The 19,904-nt window shown below is 71.1% G+C and carries 18 protein-coding genes; 6 read left to right on the top strand and 12 right to left on the bottom strand.

Annotated elements, in window-relative coordinates; translation table 11 throughout:
- Positions 1 to 28: 28 nt before the first annotated feature.
- The 8 genes from ACZ5PO_RS08490 to ACZ5PO_RS08525 all read right to left on the bottom strand — a co-directional run bounded on the left by ACZ5PO_RS08490 (position 29) and on the right by ACZ5PO_RS08525 (position 7,783).
- Entirely contained in the window at positions 29 to 691 is a 663-nt protein-coding gene (locus ACZ5PO_RS08490; protein ID WP_464192248.1) for a GntR family transcriptional regulator, read from the bottom strand.
- Positions 692 to 721: 30 nt separating this feature from the next.
- Positions 722 to 1,408: a DUF2848 domain-containing protein gene (locus ACZ5PO_RS08495; RefSeq protein ID WP_464192250.1), complete on the bottom strand. Its 687-nt coding sequence runs from the start codon at positions 1,406 to 1,408 to the stop codon at positions 722 to 724.
- Between the two features lie 342 nt (positions 1,409 to 1,750).
- Positions 1,751 to 2,923: an ABC transporter substrate-binding protein gene (locus ACZ5PO_RS08500; RefSeq protein WP_464192252.1), complete on the bottom strand. Its 1,173-nt coding sequence runs from the start codon at positions 2,921 to 2,923 to the stop codon at positions 1,751 to 1,753.
- A complete protein-coding gene (locus ACZ5PO_RS08505) occupies positions 2,920 to 3,675 on the bottom strand; it encodes an ABC transporter ATP-binding protein (protein WP_464192254.1) in 756 nt (251 codons plus the stop codon). Before ACZ5PO_RS08505 ends, ACZ5PO_RS08500 begins: the two co-directional genes overlap by 4 nt.
- Before the next feature lie 3 nt (positions 3,676 to 3,678).
- Positions 3,679 to 4,440: an ABC transporter ATP-binding protein gene (locus ACZ5PO_RS08510; RefSeq protein ID WP_464192256.1), complete on the bottom strand. Its 762-nt coding sequence runs from the start codon at positions 4,438 to 4,440 to the stop codon at positions 3,679 to 3,681.
- Positions 4,437 to 5,279, bottom strand: coding sequence for a branched-chain amino acid ABC transporter permease (locus tag ACZ5PO_RS08515; protein WP_464192258.1), 843 nt, complete (start codon positions 5,277 to 5,279; stop codon positions 4,437 to 4,439). The genes ACZ5PO_RS08510 and ACZ5PO_RS08515 overlap by 4 nt, the downstream gene beginning before the upstream one ends.
- The gene (locus tag ACZ5PO_RS08520; protein WP_464192260.1) at positions 5,279 to 6,151 is read right to left on the bottom strand and encodes a branched-chain amino acid ABC transporter permease; all 873 of its coding nucleotides are present in this window, start codon (positions 6,149 to 6,151) and stop codon (positions 5,279 to 5,281) included. The genes ACZ5PO_RS08515 and ACZ5PO_RS08520 overlap by 1 nt, the downstream gene beginning before the upstream one ends.
- Before the next feature lie 339 nt (positions 6,152 to 6,490).
- Positions 6,491 to 7,783, bottom strand: a complete 1,293-nt coding sequence (locus ACZ5PO_RS08525; RefSeq protein WP_464192262.1) for an MFS transporter — start codon at positions 7,781 to 7,783, stop codon at positions 6,491 to 6,493.
- A gap of 478 nt (positions 7,784 to 8,261) precedes the next feature.
- Between ACZ5PO_RS08525 and ACZ5PO_RS08530 the strand changes: the two genes are divergently transcribed.
- Positions 8,262 to 8,696: a hypothetical protein gene (locus ACZ5PO_RS08530; RefSeq protein ID WP_464192265.1), complete on the top strand. Its 435-nt coding sequence runs from the start codon at positions 8,262 to 8,264 to the stop codon at positions 8,694 to 8,696.
- A gap of 4 nt (positions 8,697 to 8,700) precedes the next feature.
- Positions 8,701 to 9,603, top strand: a complete 903-nt coding sequence (locus ACZ5PO_RS08535; RefSeq protein ID WP_464192267.1) for an AraC family transcriptional regulator — start codon at positions 8,701 to 8,703, stop codon at positions 9,601 to 9,603.
- A 249-nt stretch (positions 9,604 to 9,852) separates the two neighbouring features.
- Here the strand turns inward: ACZ5PO_RS08535 and ACZ5PO_RS08540 are convergent, their stop codons facing one another.
- Positions 9,853 to 10,743: a GT-D fold domain-containing protein gene (locus ACZ5PO_RS08540; protein WP_464192269.1), complete on the bottom strand. Its 891-nt coding sequence runs from the start codon at positions 10,741 to 10,743 to the stop codon at positions 9,853 to 9,855.
- A 455-nt stretch (positions 10,744 to 11,198) separates the two neighbouring features.
- Here ACZ5PO_RS08540 and ACZ5PO_RS08545 point away from each other — a divergent pair, with 455 nt between their 5' ends.
- The 4 genes from ACZ5PO_RS08545 (at position 11,199) to ACZ5PO_RS08560 (ending at position 16,747) form a co-directional block, all read left to right on the top strand.
- Positions 11,199 to 14,807 carry a serine hydrolase gene (locus ACZ5PO_RS08545; RefSeq protein ID WP_464192271.1) on the top strand — a complete coding sequence of 1,203 codons (3,609 nt, stop codon included), beginning with the start codon at positions 11,199 to 11,201 and terminating at the stop codon, positions 14,805 to 14,807.
- A 162-nt stretch (positions 14,808 to 14,969) separates the two neighbouring features.
- Entirely contained in the window at positions 14,970 to 15,497 is a 528-nt protein-coding gene (locus ACZ5PO_RS08550) for a hypothetical protein (RefSeq protein WP_464192273.1), read from the top strand.
- Between the two features lie 3 nt (positions 15,498 to 15,500).
- Complete coding sequence (locus tag ACZ5PO_RS08555; RefSeq protein ID WP_464192275.1) at positions 15,501 to 16,112, top strand: hypothetical protein; 612 nt, start codon at positions 15,501 to 15,503, stop codon at positions 16,110 to 16,112.
- Positions 16,109 to 16,747, top strand: a complete 639-nt coding sequence (locus ACZ5PO_RS08560; RefSeq protein WP_464192277.1) for a hypothetical protein — start codon at positions 16,109 to 16,111, stop codon at positions 16,745 to 16,747. Before ACZ5PO_RS08555 ends, ACZ5PO_RS08560 begins: the two co-directional genes overlap by 4 nt.
- A gap of 126 nt (positions 16,748 to 16,873) precedes the next feature.
- On the opposite strand, the gene ACZ5PO_RS08565 is transcribed toward ACZ5PO_RS08560, so the two are convergent.
- Genes ACZ5PO_RS08565 through ACZ5PO_RS08575 form a run of 3 tightly spaced genes read right to left on the bottom strand, consistent with a single transcriptional unit; the run spans position 16,874 to position 19,820 of the window.
- Entirely contained in the window at positions 16,874 to 17,647 is a 774-nt protein-coding gene (locus tag ACZ5PO_RS08565) for an ABC transporter ATP-binding protein (protein ID WP_464192279.1), read from the bottom strand.
- The gene (locus ACZ5PO_RS08570) at positions 17,644 to 18,705 is read right to left on the bottom strand and encodes a FecCD family ABC transporter permease (RefSeq protein WP_464192281.1); all 1,062 of its coding nucleotides are present in this window, start codon (positions 18,703 to 18,705) and stop codon (positions 17,644 to 17,646) included. Before ACZ5PO_RS08570 ends, ACZ5PO_RS08565 begins: the two co-directional genes overlap by 4 nt.
- The gene (locus ACZ5PO_RS08575; RefSeq protein ID WP_464192283.1) at positions 18,702 to 19,820 is read right to left on the bottom strand and encodes an ABC transporter substrate-binding protein; all 1,119 of its coding nucleotides are present in this window, start codon (positions 19,818 to 19,820) and stop codon (positions 18,702 to 18,704) included. Before ACZ5PO_RS08575 ends, ACZ5PO_RS08570 begins: the two co-directional genes overlap by 4 nt.
- Between the last annotated feature and the right edge of the window lie 84 nt (positions 19,821 to 19,904).

The raw sequence follows: 19,904 nt of genomic DNA on the forward strand, positions 1-19,904 counted from the left end.
ACGTCGGTGATGGGCTCCCCACCCCACCCTAAAGCTGCCGTCTCACATTCTCCGCAAACGACAGGATATGCGCCCGCACCGCCGCCTCCGCCGCGTCCGGGTCGTGCCGGCGGAGCGCTTCGACGATGGCGGCGTGCTCGTCCACCACGCGGCGGTGGTGCTCGGTGTCGCGCAGGGAGACGTACCAGACGCGCTGCGCGCGCTCGTGCAGGTTTTTCAGGATCTCGCCCAGCACGGCGTTGCGGGCGGCGGCGGAGATGGTGGTGTGGAAGGCGCGGTCGAGGGCCATCAGGGCGGGGACGTCGCCGGCGGCGGCCGCGGCGGCGCCGTCGGCCACGTTGGCCGCGAGGGCGGCTAGCACCTGCGGCTCAGCTCGCTCGGCGGCGAGGCGGGCGCAAAAGCCCTCGTTGAGCAGGCGCACGTCGACCATGTCGCGCACCTCGTCGTGGCTGATGGGGCGCACGAGGATGCCCTTGCGCGGCAGCACCTCCACCAGCCCGTCGCGCATCAGCCGGTCGAAGGCCTGGCGCACCGGGGTGCGGCCGAGGCCGAGGCCGGTGGCCACCGCCGCTTCGCTCAGGGCCTCGCCGGGCCGGAAGACGCACAGGATGATGCGCTGCTTGATCGTCTCATAGGCCTCGTCGCGCAGCGAGCGCGGCGCCGCGGCAGCCTCGTCAGAGCCTTTGCCCATGTCGGCCATCGCCGCGCGCGGCCGGCGCGCCTAGCCGGCCACCGGCAGGACGCGCACGTCGTAGGCGTGCCGGATGCTGCGGCCCAGCACCGGGTCGACGATCTCGAACTCGAAGCGGTCGGCCGGGCGGATGCCGCCGTGCGCCGCCAGCGTGCCGCCGAACATCGCCGTGCCGTCGGCGAGGCCCTCGCCGTAGCCGGCGATGATGTCGAGCGGCGGCAGCATCGCCGCCACCGAGCCCTCCTGGTACAGGCTGCGCGCGCCGCCGATGTCGACGTGCGAGCGCAGGGTCAGCCGGTCCCAGTGCGGCAGCACCTCGTCGAGGGCCCACAGCTCGGGGGCGATCGGCTTGTCGCACATCTGCTTGGAGACGGTGACGTTGTAGGTCTCCACCTTGCGGTCGGTGTGGTCGGAGCCGAGGCCGAGATAGCGGCGGCCGTTGGCCGCGACGATCATGAACTCCACCTCGCCCGAGGAGTCGGGGCCGGAGCATTCGATGGCCGTCGCCGTGGTGAGGCGCGCCGCCGCCACCCGGTAGTAGACCGGCGTCGAGGCCGGCCGCGGCACGCCAAGGGCCTCCAGCTCGGCGATATGCTTCTCCAGCGCCGCCTTGTCGCGGCCGGTCCAGCCGGCGATGACGGCGGTGTGGATGGTCAGCCGCTCCTCATGGCTGCGCCCGCCGGCGTGGATCAGGAAGGTGAAAGCTGGGCCGGCCATGGCAATCGTCTCCGCCGTTCGATCATTTCGCCAGTGGACGACATCATCCAATGGCACAGAAAGGCTCATCGTGTTTGAATCTGGAGCGCTTCTCTTGCGATCGGGTGGGCTCACCCAACGCGAAGTGCTCCAGTCGAACTGCACAGTGATCTTGACGGCTTGGCGTTGAGGGAAGCCGCCGCTTCCAGCTAAGCTCTTGTTCTGAAAGGGCCTCGCCAACACCCCCACCCCTACCCCTCCCCACAAGGGGGAGGGAGGAGCCTTGCGATCCGGGAGCGCGGCCCCCTCCACCATGCTCCGCATGGTCCCCCTCCCCCGCGCAGCGGGGAGGAATACAATCCGTCAGTTCGGCATGCGGGTGTCGAGCAGGGTCCACTTGCCGCCCTTCACCTCGAGCACGTAGACCGGCTTCACCGCGTCGCCGTCGACGAAGGAGATCGAGCCCTCCATGGCGGGGAAATCCTTCAGCGTGGCGAGCTGGTCGCGGATCGCCGTGCGCTCGGCGGCAAGCTTGGCCTTGTCGCCGGTGACGCCGGCCCGCTTCATGGCCTCGGCGTAGAGATGGACGATGTCGTAGACGGCGGCGTCCATCTGGTTGGGCTCGGTGCGCTGGAGGCCGGCGGCCTTGGTGCGCGCGGCGAAGGCCGAGGTGAAGGCCTTGGTCTTGTCGTCCACCTCGGGGAAGAAGGTGGTGCCGATGGTCAGGGTCTCGCCGGCGCCGTCCATGCGCCGGGGCAGCTCCGGGTCGGCGATGGTGGTGCCGCCGATCAGCCGGGTGGCGACGCCCTGGCGCTTCAGCTCCTTGGCGAGGTTGACCGCGCCCTCCGGCGGCGAGCCGAGGCCGACCACGTCAGGGGCCATCTGCTTCAGCCGCGCCACCTGGGGCGAGAGGTCGAAGGCGGCGAGCTGGAAGTCCACCGAGCCCTTGAGCGGGATCGTGTATTTCTCGAACAGTTTTGGCACCACGCCGGTGCCGATGGACTTGGACACCACGTCGTCGGTGGCGTAGGCGGCCGCACCCGCCGCGGCCGGCAGCTTCTTGTCCTTGATGGCGGCGAGCACCTGGTTGATGACCTTGCCCTCGTCGGTGGTGTTGCGGAAGCCGTAGGTGAAGCCCTTGGTCAGGCCCGGCGCCGAGGAGGCCATGGACATCTGGGCGATGCCCTCGCGTTCGCCCACCGGGAAGGTGGTGCGCACCTCGGAGGAGGAGAACGGGCCGATGACGGCGAGCGCGCCCGCGTCCTGGGCGAAGCTGCGCAGGCCGGTGGTCGCCTGCTTGGGGTCGCCGGCGGTGTCGAACTTCACCACCTTGATTGTCTTGCCGTTGATCCCGCCCTTGGCGTTGATCTCCTCGACCGCCATGTCGACCGCCGCCTCGTTGGTGTTGGCGAGGCTGACGTAGGGGCCGCTCTTGGCCATCATGTAGCCGAGCACCAGCTCGCCGTCGGCCTTGGCCGCCCCGGCCGTCGCGACCGTCGCCAGCAGGATGGCGCCCAACGGGGCTTTGCGCGTCATGTCCGTCTCCTCTGTGCTGCTTGGGGAGCGGGGGCGGAGGCGCCCTCGCCGAGGTAGGCTTCCTGGAGCCGCGGGTCGGCGGCCAGCACGGCGGGCTCGCCGGCCATCACCACGCGCCCGAGCTCCAGCACGACGGCATGGTGGGCGGCGGCGAGCGCCTTGCCGGTGTTCTGCTCCACCAGCAGCACCGACAGGCCCTCGCCGTTGAGGTCGCCGATCAACTCGAAGAGCCGCGAGACGAACAGCGGCGACAGCCCGAGCGACGGCTCGTCCAGCATCATCAGCCGCGGCTTGGCCATCATGGCGCGGCCGATGGCGAGCATCTGCTGCTCGCCGCCGGAAAGGCACGAGGCGGCCATGCGGCGGCGCTCGGCGAGGTTGGGAAAGCGGGCGAAGATGGCGTCCAGCTCGCGCCGCAGCGCCGCGGTGTCGGTGCGCATGTGTGCGCCGAGCAGCAGATTGTCCTCCACCGTCATGGAGATCAGGATGCGCCGCCCCTCCGGCACCAGGGCGAGGCCGCGCGCGATGCGCCGGTGCGGCGCGGCGCGGGTCAGGTCCTCGTCGGCGAAGGTGATGCCGCCGCCGCGCGCCGGCACGGCGCCGAGCACGGCGCGCAGCAGGGTGCTCTTGCCGGCGCCGTTGGCGCCCAGCACGGCGACGATCCGGCCCTCGTCGACGCGGAGGCTCACGTCGGTGAGCGCCGCGACGCGGCCGTAGGTCACCGACAGGCCGGAGACGTCGAGCAGCGCCATGGCTCAGCCCTCCCCGTCCGCGCCGATGTAGGCTTCGCGCACCTTCGGGTCGCGGCGGACCGCCGAGAGCGGCCCCTCGGCGATCTTCTCGCCGAAGTTCAGCACCACGACGTTGTCGCAGATGCTGTCGACGAAGTGCATGTCGTGCTCCACCACCAGCAGGGTGACGCCCTTCGCCATCAGCGCCCTGAGGTGGTCGCGCAGGTCGTTGGTCTCGCTGGGATTGAGGCCGGCGGCCGGCTCGTCCAGCATCAGCACGCTGGCGCCGGCCAGCGTGGCGCGCACCAGGTCGATGCGCTTCCTCACCCCGTAGGGCAGCGCCGCCACCGTCTCGTCGGCCCAGCGGCCCAGGCCGCTCTCGGCCAGCGCCTGGCGCGCCTCCCGCGCCCAGCGGTGGCCCGGCAGCAGCCGGTAGGGCGTGAGCAGGGCACCGAGCGAGCCGGCGCGCACGTGCTGGCCCACCAGCAGATTGTCGAGCACCGAGAGGTGGGACATGAGGCGGATGTTCTGGAACGAGCGGGCGATGCCGGTGGCGATGCGCCGGCGCGACGGCATGCGCGTCACGTCGATGCCGTTCACCTCGATGCGGCCGGAGTCGACGGGGTAGACGCCGCTCACCAGGTTGAACACCGTGGTCTTGCCGGCGCCGTTGGGGCCGATCAGCGCCGTGGTGACGCCCTCCGGCACGGTGAACGACAGGTCGCGCACCGCCTGGACGCCGGCGAACGACTTGGTGAGGCCGCTGACGGCGAGCGCCGGGCTCATGACGAGGCCTCGCTCGGGCGCCGGCGCAGGGCGCGGAACAGCGAGGCGGTCACCAGCCCCTGCGGCCGCAGCGCCATGAACAGGATGATGAACACGGCGAACAGGGCGTAGCGCCACTGGTCGGAGGCGCGCAGCAGCTCCGGCACCAGCGTGAAGAAGGCGGCGCCGACCAGCGGGCCCCACACCGTCTGGGTGCCGCCGAACAGCACGTAGAGCACGGTGAAGACGCTGAGCAGCACGTTGAAGTGCTGGGCCTCGACGAAATTGTAGTGGTGGGCGTAGAGGCCGCCGCCGAAGCCCGCCACCACGGCGCCGAGCGCGAAGGCCGCCACCTGGATGGTCTGCACCGGCACGCCCAGCAGGTCGGCGACCGTGGGGTCGCTCTTGACCGCCGTGAGGCACAGGGCGAAGCGGGTGCACGACAGCAGCAGCATCAGCGCGACCACGCCGCCGGCGGCGGCGAACACCACGGCCGGCGAGGCGTAGGCGGCCACGGGATAGCCGGCCGCGCCGCCGACGACTTCCAGGTTGAGGAAGACGGCGGCGATCACCTGGCCGAGCGCGAAGGTGGCCATGGCCAAGTAGATGCCGTGGGTCCGCAGCACCGGAATGCCCACGGCGATGCCGATCAGCCCGGCCAGCGCCGCCCCCACCGGCACGGCGGCCCACAGCGGCCAGGCATAGGTGTTGGTCAGGAAGGCCGAGGCATAGGCGCCGATGGCCATGAAGCTGGAGATGCCCAGGTTGAGCTGCCCCGCCGCCAGCGGCAGGTAGACCGCGTAGGCGGCCATGACGTTGAAGGCGAGGATGACGAGGACGCCGGTGAGGTAGCCGCTCATCACAGCTTCTCGCGGCTGGCGGGACGGCCGAGCAGGCCCTGCGGGCGCACGATGAGGATCAGCAGCAGCAGCCCGTAGACCGTGATGTTCACCACGTCGGCGCCGATCAGCGAGATGGAGAGCACCTCGGCCAGGCCGATGAGCAGGCCGCCCAGCACGGCGCCCCAGATGGAGCCCATGCCGCCGACGATCATGGCGGCGACGCCCTTGAAGCCGACGCCCTCGCCCATGAACGGCGACACCTGCTGGTAGTTGACGGCGAACAGGATGCCGGCGAGCGCCGCGAGCAGGGCGCTGGCGACGAACAGCTGCGGGACCAGGCGGGAGATGTCGATGCCGAGCAGCAGCGCCGTCTCCCGGCTCTCGGCCACGGTGCGGATGCGCCGCCCGGCCGCGGTGGCCGTGAGGAACCAGGAGAGCCAGCCGACGAGCGCCAGCGAAAGGCCGAGCGAGATCAGCTGGGCGATGCCGATGACGAGTCCGCCGACGCGCAGGTTCATGTCGGGCAGCAGCGCCGGAAAGGCCTGCTGGTCGGAGCCGAATTGGATCAGCGCGAGGTTCTCCAGCAGCACCAGGAAGCCGAGGGAGGCGACCAGCGGCACCTCGGGATCGCCGCCTTCGGCCGGGCGGTAGGCGAGGCGCTCGACCGCGAGCGAGATCAGCCCCGCCGCGAGCAGCGCGCCGGCGAAGGCGAGCAGCCACGGCCAGCCCAGCCGCATCAGGCCGAAGGCCAGCATGCCGCCCACCATGAACAGGCCGGGCAGGGAGAAGTTGAGGAAGTTCAGGACGCCGATGGCCAGGGTGAAGGCGACGGCCACCAGCATGTAGATGGCCCCGAGCATCAGGCCGTTGACGATCTGCTGCGCCAGCATGAGGGCGTGCCGTCCTCGCATTATGGGCGGGGGTCTGGCCGCGACCTGGGTCTCGACCGCGAAATTAGATAAGATACAAAGCTATTTTAGTTGGCTGTTCAAGCTGAAATTTCAGGCGGATTTCAGGGCCGGGTCGAGCGGGCGCTGGCACCGCGACGGCTCGCATCCGCGCCTTTGTCCGGCCTGCTTTGGGATCTCGGTGCTTGCGGCGCCGGACGCCGCGCCCGCGCCGGCCTGCCCGGCGCGCGAGCGGCTGCTGCCCGCGCGAGCGGCAGCCCGGCGCTGCCGTGGCTGCGGCTACGCCGCTCGTTCAGGCCCGATGGCGTCGGACCAGCGGGATCACGCCTTGGCGATGTCCGCGACGGCCTCGCCGCCGAGGGCGCCGGCGGCCGGCGCGCTCGCCTCCGGGTAGCGGCCGAGCGACAGGAACAGCAGGGCCGGCACGAGCTGCAGCGCCGCGAGCGCGTAGAGCGGCGCGCCCGAGCCCGGAAAGGCGGCGAGCGCCTGGGCGAAGATGATCGGCGCGATGGCGCCGCCCAGGAAGAAGGCGAACAGGAACCAGCCAAAAATCTTCGAGACCGCCTCTGTGCCGAAGTAGCGCCCGGCGAGATAGGGCATCAGGTCGGTCTCGCCCCCGATGGCCAGGCCGCCGGTGACGGCGGCCGCCAGCAGCACGGGGAATGCGGTGGCGGTGCCGTAGACGGTGAAGCACACCGCCGCCAGCACGAGCGCGATGGTGGCGACCAGCGGCGCGTGGACGCGGTCGAGCAGGAAGCCGAAGCCGATCCGGCCGACCAGGACGGCCACGCCCGAGGTCGCCTGGATCAGCGCGACTTCGGCGAGGCTGCGGCCGCCGAGATTGGTGAGGATGAAGGCGACGTTGGTCACGATGGCATAGAGCGAAGCGCCCATGATGGCGAAGCCGATGGCCAGCTTCCAGAATGTCGCTGTCCCCACCACGCTCGCCATGCGCAGCGGCGGCGCCGGTTGGCGGGGCGCCGGCCGCTGTGGGGGAGCCGCGGCGCCGTCCGGCAGCAGGCCGTAGGGCGCGGGGCTGTCGAGCACGAGCAGCGCCACCAGCGGCAGGCAGATCAAGAGCTCGAACGCGGCGAGGACGAGCACGGCGGTGGGCCAGCCGGACTGCGTGATCAGGGCCTGCATGACGATCGGGATCGAGAACGCGCCGAGCGCCTGGGCCGACCCGGCGATGCCCAGCGCCAGCCCGCGCTTGCGGTCGAACCAGAGCGAGATCGCCCGCGCGTAGGAGATCACGTTGGTCCCGGCGCTGACCAGGCCGATGAGGGCGAAGGCGAGGTAGAATTGCGTCAGCGAGTTGCCGATCTGGCTGAGGATCACCAGCGAGACGCCGAACAGCGCGATGCTCGCCGTCGCGATCCGGCGCGAGCCCCAGCGGTCGAGCAGCCAGCCGCAGACCGGCAGCGTCGCCGTCTGCACCAGCAGATACACGGTCGCCGCCGCCGCCAGCTGCGGCTGCGTCCAGCCGAACTGCCGCCCGATGGCGCCGGACAGCAGCGCGAAGCCTGCGGCGAAGAAGACGGCGGACCCGAAGCCGATGCCGACGCCCGATCCGGCGACAACCTTCCAGCCCGGGAAGAACGGGGGCGTGGCCATGGCGAAGTCCTCCCTGTTGTTCGAGGCGGCGCGGGCGACGGTCCGGGTCCCTCGCCGCCGCGAGGAGCCCGGCCACCGCCTCGCGCCGATGCCCAAATTAGTGCCACGTATTCGCCTGCCATGGCTACGCCGCGTTGGCGTTCGACCCGCGCCGGCGCATAGGCCGGCCCCCGTGGCCGCCGGCCGGAGCGACCGCGACGCCTTGGCGATGGCCGCGGACATGGCGGCTTCGCGCGATTTATTGGCCGGCCCGCGAGAGCGCCGGCCTGCCACCGGCTGCTATGCGTGGCGGCGTCGAATGCAGCCGCGCTGTTATTCGGCGCCGTCGGGCATGACACCATTCGGCACGCCAATCCATGCGTGACCCGACGAGGCCAGGCGCTTTCAAGGTCAAATGCCTCACGCGAGGAGAGACGTCATGCTTCTGGATGATTCGCGCGTCCCGCTCGTCTTCGTTCGCTCGGGCGGGGAGAGCGGCGTGCCCGTCGAGGTGCAGCTCGAGAAACTCCTCGACAAGGGGCAGGCCTTCGTTCTGATTACCGACCATTCGCCCGCCGATCACCACGACGAGACGGCCGAGGCGCGCAAGCAGCGCGCCCTGTTCTTCAAGGCGGTCAAGGACCGGCTGCGCGCGCTCTGCCGCGGCATCATCGTCGTCGAGGGCGACGAGCCGACACCCATGCCGGTGCGCCTCGCCGCGGCGACCGCAGGCCGGGCGTTCGGCTTTGCCATCGCGTTCGCGTCCAGCGAAGACGATGCCATCAGGCGGGGAGAAGAGCTGCTGGAGCATGATCCCGAAAAGGGGCCACCGGTTCTTGGACAAGAGCATGCTCACAACGAAGACTTGGAGCGGGATGACGATTCCAAGAAACATCATCCTGCTCCAGGCGCCGCACCCGTATCGGGATCATGAGCCCATGACAGGCCCGGTCCTTCCCGGCATCGATGGCATCGACGACATCCAGCGCCCGGTCTTCAGCCTGATAGCCGAAGCCAGCTTCGTCGGCGAAACCGAGCCGCACCGGCATCGCAAGGCGCAATTGCTCTACGTCATCCGTGGGGCGCTCACCGTCAAGGCGGCGGGCGGCATCTGGACGGTTCCGCCAAACTGCGCCCTCTGGATACCCGGCGGAGTCGCCCACGCCGGACGGGCGAGCGGCCCCATCAAGATCGGCAGTCTATACGTCGATGCGGCCCTGGCCGCGGGGCTCGACGACCAATGCGGCATTCTGTTCGTGCAGCCCTTGCTGCGCGAGCTCATCCTGCGCTTCGATACCCAGTCTGCCCTGGCCCTCCCGGGGCGGGAGCGCGAGGCGAGGCTCGTTGCGGTGCTCCTCGACGAACTGAGCGGCGCGCCGGTCGAGCCGATCCACCTGCCGATGCCGCAGGACAGGAGGCTGCGCCGCCTGACGGAGGCCATGATCGACAGCCCGGGGTTGCGGTTCACCATCGCCGAATGGGGGGCGCGCGTCGGCGCCAGCGATCGTACGCTCAGCCGCCTGTTCCGGCGCGAGACCGGCATGTCGTTCGTCCGCTGGCGCCAGCAACTGCATGTGGGGCTGGCCCTGCAACGACTTGCGGCTGGCGAGCTGGTTACGACTGTCGCCGGCGATCTGGGCTACGAGAGCGTCAGCGCGTTCATCGTCATGTTCCGGCGCATGCTCGGCACGACGCCAGCCCGCTATTTCGATGACGCGGGCTCCGGCGGCATGGAGCGCAGCGATCGCAAGACGCTCTCGCGCACGACGGAGCCCGGCGACGGCCCGGAGGCCATCGGGATCGTTCCGGCAAACGTCATCCCGCTGAGAGCCCGATCATAGCGATCCGCAGGTCATGGCGACCCCGGCCGTCGCGTTGTCGGCGAGGCGACAAAGCCTCCTTGCCGAGCTTGTGACCTGTCACTCTTCTCTCCGGTCTAGAGTGTCACCCATGTCTCCGGTTTGTGCCGGGGAGGCTGTCCCGACCGAAGGGGAGGGACTGGTGGGGGGCTGCCGCCACCGCCGCAACGACGGCAGAACCTGCCCCGTCGACATGTGTCCGCCCGTTAGGCCGGCCTCCCTCGGGGGCGTTCATGCATCCGCCGGGGCGTCGGCTCCGAGGGTGCGCTGCTGCAGCGCCGGCATGAAGCTCCGGGTGTTGCGCCCGGCCCAGACATCCATGATGCTGCCGATGTCGATGGCGATGCCGCCGGCGTCCTTGATCGCCGACGCGTAGATCTTGCCGCAGGGACCTGCGCCGATGAAGGTCACGCCCTCGAGCTCCCCGCCCTCGATCCGATCCATGAGCCGGTTGAATATAGTCGGAAAGTGCGGCTCCGAGCTGCTCCAGCCCTGGCGTGATTTTTCGAATTTGTACTCGGTCGGCACCCTATACTGGACGATGCTGGTCTCCGGGAACGCAGCCGCGAGCTTGTCCTTGATGTCGTTGCCCGTAATCAGGTTCAGCCGGCCCGCCTTCGCCGCGATCGACTTCAGCAGCCCGGATTCCTCCATCTTGATGTGGATGTTCGCCGTCGTCAGGACGCATCGTTCGCCGACGAGCGGCCGGGTGAGGTGATCCAGAAGACGCGTTTCGATCTGGTTGAGCCGGACTTTCTGGTCGTTCGTCGGCGCCTTGACGGCCCCGAACGCGAGCGCCGCCTCCCGCGCCTTCTCGACATCGCTCACCTTCTCACGAAAGGTGCCGACGACATCCGCATGGATGATGGCCCACTCCAGCCACTCCCGCAGGGGTTTGAACTTGCCCGGGTCGCTCGCATGCGGACCGAAAAAGTTCGTCATCCATCGCATGAACCGCGTCTCATGCACGAATTCCGGGTAGCCGAGCACCGCGGATTCGCCGTCGCCGCATCGAATGAGGCTGAATGCCTGCTTTCGCGCGACGGCGCGGCGCACGATCTTTTCAAGCTCGACTGGAGGCAGGAGACCGGTATTTGGCTTGAATTTGAGGATATCATCCATCGGCCGGCGAATATTTATGAGTATCAGAGATATATGTCTAGAAATAGCGCGGCCGTGCAGCCTGCCGCGACGCGCGCTCGATCAAAAAACCACGGGAGCTGAGGCGACCATCAGCCGTTGCATGTCGATCCCCCCCTGTCATGCGGCCGAAACGCGCAACCTGATGATATATCTGTTATCATAGGTTGCAAGCCGGCGGCGTTCCAGACCTGGTTCATGTCGGCGCAGAGCGGGTCGAACGGGCGCAGCCTGGGGCGGCCGGCAAGCGGAATCGGGGCCGCATGGACGCAAGCGGAAACTCTGCTACGTTGCTCCGGACTCATCGAGCAATGCGCAGCCAAGCGCAGTCTCGTCATCGGGTTGAGCTGCGCCGACAGCTCGGATGGGCGGCTGCCGCAAGCTCTTCGGGGCAGCGTGGCTGATCCTGCGTCGCGCAGGGGGTGGAGGGGCGTCCGATGGGTTTCGCGGCCGGCACCGCCTCCTGGCGCTCGCTCTCCGTCATCTCCATGGCGCTGCTGCTCACGGCCGGTCGGGCGCAAGCCGACCCCGTGGCCCTGCCCTGGAGCGACCCTGCGAATGCGAGCCAGCTGCGGCAGGCGATCGACCAGTTCCTGGTCGACAAGCGCATCCCCGGCGCCTCCGTCCTGGTCCGCCAGGGCAATGACCGCTTTGCCGTCAACGCCGGCCTGGCGGACATCGCCACGAACACGCCGCCCACGCCGGACACTTATTTCGGCTACCGCAGCGTCACCAAGTCGTTCGTCACGACGGTGGTCATGCAACTGGCGCAGGAAGGGCGCCTGAGACTCGACGATCCGGTCGGCAAATACGTTTCGGGCGTGCCCAGCGGCGATACGATCACCCTGCGCGAGCTCGCCCAGATGCGCTCGGGCCTGTTCAACTACACGTCGTCGAGCGCGTTCGGGCAGGCCATCGGCGCCGATCCCGGCAAGGCCTGGACGGCGAACGAGCTGCTGGCCTTCGGCTTTGCCGAGCCGCTGCAGTTCACACCGGGCACGTCCTACCAGTACTCCAACACCAATACCGTTCTGCTCGGCCAGGTCATCGCCGCCGTCACGGGCCATTCGTGGGCTGCGGAGGTGCAACGGCGTCTGACCGGCCCGCTCGGCCTCGCCTCGGTGGTCGACCAGGGGGCCGGGGCCATGCCGCTGCCGAATGCCGTCGGCTACGCCGACGACGGCAGCGGACCGGTCTCCCTCACCGAGTTCAACGCCTCCGGCGCCGGCGCGTCCGGCGCGCTGGTCGGGCTCGCGGCCGACATGGAGCGCTGGGGCAAGGCGGTCGGCACCGGCGCCACCCTGAGCGAGGCGGAATTCGTCGCCCGGCTGAAGGCGTTCGGATCGACGAAAAGCGATCCCAACAGCCCGGAATACGACAGCTATGGCTTCGGCATGGGCGAGATCCAGGGATGGATCGGCCACACCGGCAACGGGCTCGGCTTCGAGGTGCTGGTCATGTACGACCGCGCCACCGATCGAACCATCACCATCCTGTTCAACGCGGCCAACGCCGACGACCACGACGCGCCGGCCCACCTGTTCCGCGAGCTGCTCGTCCTCCTCGGCTGGACGCCGCCGGCCAACCAGCGGCAGGTGGTGGCCGACGGACAACAGAAGGTCGTGGGCTCGGGCACCGTCTGGACCGGGCTGGTCAGCGGCCCGTTCGGGGCGCGGGCGGCGATCTATGCCGCCAACGGCGGCGTCGCCACGGCCGACGGGCCGGTGACGCTGGCGCCGTTGCAGGATTACGTGCCCGCCATCTTCGTCACCACCAACGGCCGGGTCGCGCTGGACCAGGGCGGCACGATCACGGCGTCGCCGGGCGGGGACGGCGCCTTCCTGCAGGGCGGCAGCGGCGCCGCGTCGCTGTCGCTGACCAACGTCGCGATCACCCTGCGAGGCGACGCCGTCACCGGCACGGGCGTCGACGTGCGCGAGAACGGCAGTGCCGTGCTGAACGGCGTCCGCATCGGCGGGACGGCGCAGGCGGCGCTGCACGCCGGTGGAACGGCGCCGGCCACCGTGAGCGCGACCGGCCTCACCGTCGATCTCCTCGGCGGCCATGGCGCGTGGGCGACCGGCAACGGCATGATCACGCTCGCCAACAGCAGCATCGTGCTGCGCGGCGAGGGCCACGGCTTGCTCGCCACGAGCATCGATGCGCCGGCGCGGATCTCCGTCCAAGGGTCGACCGTCGAGACATTCGGCGCCTTCAGCTTCGGCGCCGTCGCCCAGGGGGCGGGCGCCGCCGTGGCGCTCGCCGGCTCGCAGATCACCACCTCCGGCGCCTTCGCCCACGGCGCCGTCCTCGGCCAGGGCGCGACGATGGCGCTCTCCGACAGCAGCGTGCGCGCCGAAGGCCCGGGCGCCGCGGCCGTGGCGGCCGTTCCCGGCGCCCCGACCTCCGGCCCGACCAGCGCGACGCTGTCGCTCGACGGCAGCTCGCTGTCGGCCGCCAGCGGCATCGCCGTGATGGCCGCCGGCACGCAGCTCGCCGTGACCGCATCGCGCTCGTCGATCGCAGGGGCGATCACCGCTGCCGACGACGCGGCGATCGCGCTGACGCTCGCCAACGGCAGCGCCTGGGCGCTCGCGCCGGCGGACATCGCGCCGCCGTCGCGCCTCGGCAGCCTCGCGGTGCGCGACAGCGGCATCGCCTTTTCGACGCCGGGAACCGCCGGGGCGTACCAGAGCCTCGTCATCGGCAGCTATCAGGGCGAGCGGGCCGTGCTGACCATGAACGCCTTTCTCGGCGGCAACGGCGGCGCCGACCGCCTGATCGTCGACGGCGGCACGGCCGGCGGCCAGACCCAGCTCGTCATCCATCCCACCGGCGGCGGCGCGCCGACCAGCGGTGACGGCATCCTGCTGGTCGAGGCGCTGAACGGCGCCCGGACGTCGGCAACGGCGTTCTCGCTGGGCGGCGCGCGCGTCGCCGCCGGCGCCTTCGACTACAATCTCTACCGCGGCGGCGCCGCCGGCGCGGACGATTGGTTCCTGCGCTCGACGCGGCCGGCCCCGGCGGGCGGGGCGGGCCTCCCCGACATCCGCCCCGAGGTCGCCGTCGACCTGGCGCTCCCGGCCATGGCGGCCCGCTTCGGCCTGGCGATGGTCGGCACCTACGACGATCGCGCCGATGCGCGGGCGACCGCGGCGGGTGCCGCCGCAGGCTCCGGCGGGGCGGCGTGGGCCCGCACCTTCGGGGAGACCGGCCGCAACGGCTCGTCGGGTGGCGGCGAATTGGCCCAGCTCGGCCGCTTCCTCGACCAGGGGCCGAGCTACGACATCAGGTTTGCCGGCTTCCAAGCAGGGCTCGACCTCTACCGGACCGATGGCGGCACGGGCGCGCGCGACCTCGCGGGCCTGTTCGTCGGGGCCGGTCACGTCGAGGGCGATGTGAACGCGGTCTATGGCGGGCGGGCCGGGCAGGCCTCCATGGATGCCTACGCGATGGGGGCCTACTGGACCCACCGGGGAGCCGGCGGCTGGTACCTGGACGCGGCCATCCAAGGCACTTTCTACGATCAGGCGCGCGCCACCTCGCTCCTCGGCGAATTCCTGAAGACCCAGGGCTGGGGCCTGCTCGCCTCCCTGGAAGGCGGCTACCCGATCGCGCTGGGCGCCGCGTGGTCGATCGAGCCGCAAGCCCAGGTGGTCTATCAGCGCCTGTCCTTCGCCGACGGCGCCGACCGCTACGGCGTGGTGGGCTACGACGCGACGGGCACCGCCTACGGCCGCATCGGGGCGCGCCTGACGCGCGCCTGGGCGCTGGACAATGGCCGCACCCTGTCGACCTGGGGGCGCGTCAACCTCTGGCACGCCTTCGGCGGCGGCCCGGCCGCCACCTTCGCGAGCCTGAGCGGCACCTACCCGGTGTCGCTGGATGCGGGCTCCGGCGGCACCTGGGCGCAATTGGGCGGGGGCGTGTCCGCCCCGCTGGCCGACAACGTCAGCCTCTTTGCCTCCGCCGACTACAATATTCGCCTGGACGAGCAGAGCGGGCAGTCCGTCGGCGGGCGCGTCGGCTTCCGTGTGACGTGGTGACGGCCCATGGGGGCCGCCGGGCGCGGCGTGGCGGGCCACCTTATAACTTGTCTAAACTATTGAAATCACATCGATAGTTGTCAAACGGACGGAAGCCGTGCGATCTGGGGCGCGTCGCGGCGTGCCCCGTTCATGCCGCGCGCGACCGTTTGGATGACAGCGATGCAGAATGCCCCAGGACGCCCGCTCATCGTCGTGCAAGGCGAGGAGGGGCCGATCGAGATCGGCTTCGAGGCGGTCGCCGCCTACCACGGGCAGGGGGCGCTCGCCATGCTCGCCACCACCTTCCGCGCCGTCGGCGCGGCGCTTGCGGCGCTGTCGCCGGGCCAGCCGCTGCGCCGCGGCGACATCTCGGTGGTGAGCGGCCATCCCGGCCCCGGCGTCCGCGACGCCTTCGAGTTCGTGACGCGCGCCGTGACGCGCGGCGCCTACACTGTCGACCGGTCGCTGCCGGATGCGCGGCTCGCCGCGGGCGCCGACCTCTCCTACAGCTTCCGCGTCACCGCGGGCGGCCGGACCGCGGAGGTCGCGCTGCTGCCGGATGTGCTGCCCCGGCGCTTCTTCGAGCTGACCTTCAAGGCGGGACGGTCGACAGCCGAGGACGAGGAGGGCCGCCAGCTGCGGCGGGCGATCGCCGCCGACGTGCTCGCCAGGCCGGCCGATGCGCTGTTCACGCTGCGCCTGGTCTGAACCGTGAGGCGCGCCCTGTTCCTGTCGTTCGGCTATCCCGAGGCGTCGACCGTGCAGCTGGCCCGGCGGCCGGAGGCGGACGGCCGCATCGCCGTCCGCGACCTCTACGCATGGGACGACATCCCGCTCGGCGACTACGGGGCGCTGCTCATCGGCATGCACGCCGACCAGCGCTTCCTCGCCGCGCGGGCAGGCGCCATCGGCGCCTTCCTTGAGGCCGGCGGCACGGTCGTCGCCAACGGCCATGTCGCCTATCCGTTCCTGCCCGGCATCGACGGCTTCGAGGGGCTCGATCGCTACCGCACCGACGACCTCAGGATCCTCAGGCTCGCCGATCATCCGATCTGGGCGGGGGTCGCCGCCGAGCACCTGACCTTCCGCCGCGGCGTCGCCGGCTTCTACGGCCGGGTCTGGCACCGGCCGCCGGCGGGCGCGCTGGTGGTCAACGCCGTCGGCACCGCGGACCGGCCGCTCGACATCATCTATCCGGTCGGCCGCGGCCGCGTGCTGCTGCACGGCGGCAACGACCTCTGGCAGTTCGGCGGCCACGACACCACCGCCCGCATCGTGCCGCAACTGCTGCAATGGCTGTTCCGCGACGGAGCCTCGCCATGACGCTCGCGGTGCTGGACGGTGGCAGCTTTTATCACCATGCGGCGATCCACGGCCCGCGCTATCGCGACCTGTTCGACCGGGTGATCTACGCGCCGGAGCTCGACGCAGCGGCGCTCGACGGCGTGAGGCTGCTGATCGTTCCCGACCGCATCAACCCGGACCTGCTGCGGGCGCGGCGCACCCTGTTCGCGGATCTGCTCGCCGCCGGCCGCACACTCGTCGTCCTCGGCGAGAACCAGGTGGAGACCTGGCTGCCCGGCATCGGCTGGTCGCCGCGGCCGACCAATTTCTGGTGGTGGCTGGAGGAGGGGGCTCAGCCGGAGCAGCGGCTGGCCAGCCCCGGGCACGAGCTGTTCGCCGCCGTGCCCTTCGCCGACACCATCTGGCACTATCACGGCGTGCTGACGCCGCCGCCGGGCGCCGAGACGCTGATCGACGTGCCGCCCGATCCCGGCGGCCGCGACGCCGGCGGCGCGCTGCTCTACGACGACCGCGTGAGCACGCCCGGCCGCCTCATCGTCGCGACGCTCGACCCCTTCTACCACCACGGCAGCCGGTTCATGCCGGCGACGACGCGCTTCCTCGACGGTTTCCTGCCATGGACGCGCCGGCTCGCCCACGCACGGAAATCCTAGCACTCCCGCGGGAGCGCCGCCCCCTCCACCGCCTTCGGCGGTCCCCCTCCCCCGCTGCGCGGGGGAGGATCAATCCGTCCCCGCTATGCCGGGCCACGGCGCCGGCGCACCGATCGTGGACGTGCGCTAGCCAGCCTCGTCGATCCGCAGCCCGTGCAGGGGCACCACGGCGGTCACCGTTTCGCGTTGGGCCTGCACGTCGATTCGCCGCACCGGGACGCCGTACATCCGTGCCAGGTTGGCCTCGCTGAGCACCGCATCGGCCGCCCCGAGGAGGTGCTCGCCGCCACGCAGCATCAGCAGGGTGTCGTCGGCGAGGCCGAGGGCGTGCTCGGGGTGATGCGTGGTGAGCAGGATCGCCAGCCCGTGCGACCGGGCGAGCCGGCGCAGCAGCCGCAGGATGACGCCCTGGTTGGCGAGGTCGAGGGCGGAGCACGGCTCGTCGAGGACGAGGGTGCGGGCATCGCTCGCCAGCGCCCGCGCCAGCAGCACGAGCTGGCGCTGGCCGCCGCTCAGCCGGTCGTAGCGCTGCCCGGCGACGGCGCCCAGGCCGACCAGCTCCAGGCACTCCTGCGCCCGCGCCAGGTCCTTGCGGCCGGGCGCCTGGAAGCGGCCGAGGTAGCGGCTGCGGCCGATGAGCACCATGTCGAGCGCGCTGTAGGCCTGGTCGGCGCCCAAGGCCTGCGGCACGTAGCCGATATGCCCGTCGATGGCTCGCGTGCCTTCGCGCAGGACGACCGTGCCGCACAGGGCGCGCAGCAGGGTGGTCTTGCCGGCGCCGTTGGGGCCGAGCACGGCGGTGATCCGCCCCGGGGCAAGGGCGAGCGAGAGGCCGCGGAACAGCCACCGCTCCGGCTGGAACCAATGGCCGGCCCCCTCGAGCCTGGTGGTCCCGGTCATCGGCCCCTGCTCGCGGCCGTGCGGTGCAGGATGTAGGCGAACACCGGCGTGCCGATGATCGCCGTGACGATGCCGACGGGGATCTCCGCCGGCGTCAGGTCGCGCGCCAGCGTGTCGGCGATCACCAGGACGATGGGCCCCAGCAGCGCCGACACCGGCAGCAGGCGGCGGTGGTCGGCGCCCACCAGCAGCCGCGCCAGGTTCGGCACCACGAGCCCGATCCAGCCGATCGTGCCGCTGACCGCGACCTGGGCGGACACGGCCAGGCAGGTCGCGGCGAGCAGCAGCAGCCGGTCGCGGACGGGATCGACACCCAGCGTCCGCGCGTCCTCGTCGCCGAGCGACAGCACGTTGATGCGCCAGCGCATGGCGAGCATCACCGCGGCGGCGAGCCCGGTGCACACGGTGATGAGCGCGAGCTTGCTCCAGGTCGCCGAGGCGAAGCTGCCGAGCAGCCAGAAGACGATGCCGGGCAGCTTGGTCTCCGGGTCGGCCACATAGGTGACGAGGCCGACGAGCGCGCCGCAGAAGGCGCTGACGACGACGCCGGCCAGCACCAGCATCAGGATCGGCGACGCGTTGTCGGTGCGATGGATGGCGAGGACGCCGGCGAGAGCGGCCGCGGCGCCCAGGAACGTGCCGAGCTGCACCGAGAGGGCCGAGCCGAAGAACAGAATGGCCGTCACGCCGCCGAGCGCGGCGCCCGAGGCCGTCCCGATGGTCTGGGGGCCGACCAGGGGGTTGCGGAAGAGCCCCTGCAGCACGGCGCCGCTGAGCGCCAGCCCGAGGCCGGCGACGGCGGCGGTGAGCACCCGCGGCAGGCGGACCACCTCGACCACGACGGCCTCCGTCGGGCTCCAGGTCACGGCGACATCGGCCACGTGCGCCAGGAGGATGCCGACCACGTGGGCGAGGGGCACCTGGTAGCGGCCCGAGCCGATGGACCAGGCGACGACGATCGCCAGGGCTGCCAGGAGGCCGGCGAGGCAGGCAGCCCAGCCGTAACCCCTGGCGAGGCCGCTCGCCGGCGCCCGTCCGGCTGCGATGCCTTCGGTCATCGGGCGAGATACCGGTCGTAGCCGGCGGAGCCGCGGTTCTCCGCCGCATAGAGGATCGGATCGATCTCCGCATCGGTCAGCGCGTGGCCGTAGAGGAACTCGAACCAGCTGCGCATGGCCCGCCGCAGGTCGGCGCCCGCGCGGTCGGGATGCAGGAGGCCCGCGAGCCAGATCCAGGTGAGCGCCGATTCCTGGCTCGGCGGGTCCCACCGGTAGCCGCCGAGCGGCATGCGGAAGACGCGGCGGGTCCTGACCGCCTCCACCCCCTGCCAGCGGGGATCGTCGTAGATGTCGGACGGCATCGCCGTGTCGAAGTTGCCGAGCAGGATCACCTGCGGATTCCAGGTCAGGATCTGCTCGATCGTGACCGCGCCGGACGCGGCCGCCTCCGCCACGTTGGCGCCGCCGGCGAGACGGATGCAGAAGTCGTTGTAGGAGCCCTTGCCGCCGACCCGCAGGGTGTCGGTGACACGGCCGAGGTAGAGCACGCGCGGGCGTGCCGCCTGCGGGACATCGCCGAGCGCCGCGGCGACGCGGCGCATGGCCTCGTCCTGGCGGCGGTTGAGCTCGTCGGCGCGCGCCTCCTTGCCCGCCACCTGGCCCATCATGCGCGCATAGCCGGCCATGTCGTCCTGCGTGCCGTAGCGCATGCCGAGCACGGGGAGGCCGGTGCGGTCGAGCGCCGCCAGGGCGTCGTCGGCCGTCGCCCACTGGAACACCGCGTCGGGCCGCAGCGCCAGGATGCTCTCGATGTTGGGCGCGGTGCCGGCGCCGGCCGTGATGTTGGTCGCGATGTGCGTGAAGCCCGGGAACAGCCGGCCGAGAATGCCGTCGCGCATGGCCGCCGCCGACATGGCGTTCATGCCGGCGATGTTCGCCTCGGTCCCGTCGATGGCGATGTAGGTCGAGGCGGCGGGCATCGGCAGGAAGACCGCGCGCTCAGCCGGGCCGGCGAAGCGCGCGACGCGGCCGCGCTGGTCGGTGATCTCCGCCGCGCCGGCGGGGGCCATCGCCGCAAGGACGAGGATCGTGGCCAGGACGGCGGCCGGCGCGGTCCGGCCACGCCTGCGGGCCGGCGCCCGTGCGGCGGCCGCGGCGGTGATGGGTGCGTTCATCCGCGCTCCAGGATCTGCAACGGCGCCAGCCATAGAACGGTGGGGGTGGAAAGCAAAGGAAAGAATATCCGTGCAGATTTAGAT

Source organism: Chelatococcus sp. KU-N122 (genome assembly GCF_055391085.1).

Excerpts from the sequence above, each read along its gene's own strand:
- ACZ5PO_RS08535 (WP_464192267.1), top strand. The coding sequence starts at position 8,701 with ATGACAGGCCCGGTCCTTCCCGGCATCGATGGCATCGACGACATCCAG.
- ACZ5PO_RS08570 (WP_464192281.1), bottom strand. The coding sequence starts at position 18,705 with ATGACCGAAGGCATCGCAGCCGGACGGGCGCCGGCGAGCGGCCTCGCC.
- ACZ5PO_RS08520 (WP_464192260.1), bottom strand. The coding sequence starts at position 6,151 with ATGCTGGCGCAGCAGATCGTCAACGGCCTGATGCTCGGGGCCATCTAC.
- ACZ5PO_RS08510 (WP_464192256.1), bottom strand. The coding sequence starts at position 4,440 with ATGAGCCCGGCGCTCGCCGTCAGCGGCCTCACCAAGTCGTTCGCCGGC.
- ACZ5PO_RS08505 (WP_464192254.1), bottom strand. The coding sequence starts at position 3,675 with ATGGCGCTGCTCGACGTCTCCGGCCTGTCGGTGACCTACGGCCGCGTC.
- ACZ5PO_RS08550 (WP_464192273.1), top strand. The coding sequence starts at position 14,970 with ATGCAGAATGCCCCAGGACGCCCGCTCATCGTCGTGCAAGGCGAGGAG.
- ACZ5PO_RS08540 (WP_464192269.1), bottom strand. The coding sequence starts at position 10,743 with ATGGATGATATCCTCAAATTCAAGCCAAATACCGGTCTCCTGCCTCCA.
- ACZ5PO_RS08565 (WP_464192279.1), bottom strand. The coding sequence starts at position 17,647 with ATGACCGGGACCACCAGGCTCGAGGGGGCCGGCCATTGGTTCCAGCCG.
- ACZ5PO_RS08500 (WP_464192252.1), bottom strand. The coding sequence starts at position 2,923 with ATGACGCGCAAAGCCCCGTTGGGCGCCATCCTGCTGGCGACGGTCGCG.
- ACZ5PO_RS08545 (WP_464192271.1), top strand. The coding sequence starts at position 11,199 with ATGGGTTTCGCGGCCGGCACCGCCTCCTGGCGCTCGCTCTCCGTCATC.
- ACZ5PO_RS08495 (WP_464192250.1), bottom strand. The coding sequence starts at position 1,408 with ATGGCCGGCCCAGCTTTCACCTTCCTGATCCACGCCGGCGGGCGCAGC.
- ACZ5PO_RS08560 (WP_464192277.1), top strand. The coding sequence starts at position 16,109 with ATGACGCTCGCGGTGCTGGACGGTGGCAGCTTTTATCACCATGCGGCG.
- ACZ5PO_RS08575 (WP_464192283.1), bottom strand. The coding sequence starts at position 19,820 with ATGAACGCACCCATCACCGCCGCGGCCGCCGCACGGGCGCCGGCCCGC.
- ACZ5PO_RS08525 (WP_464192262.1), bottom strand. The coding sequence starts at position 7,783 with ATGGCCACGCCCCCGTTCTTCCCGGGCTGGAAGGTTGTCGCCGGATCG.
- ACZ5PO_RS08515 (WP_464192258.1), bottom strand. The coding sequence starts at position 5,279 with ATGAGCGGCTACCTCACCGGCGTCCTCGTCATCCTCGCCTTCAACGTC.
- ACZ5PO_RS08490 (WP_464192248.1), bottom strand. The coding sequence starts at position 691 with ATGGGCAAAGGCTCTGACGAGGCTGCCGCGGCGCCGCGCTCGCTGCGC.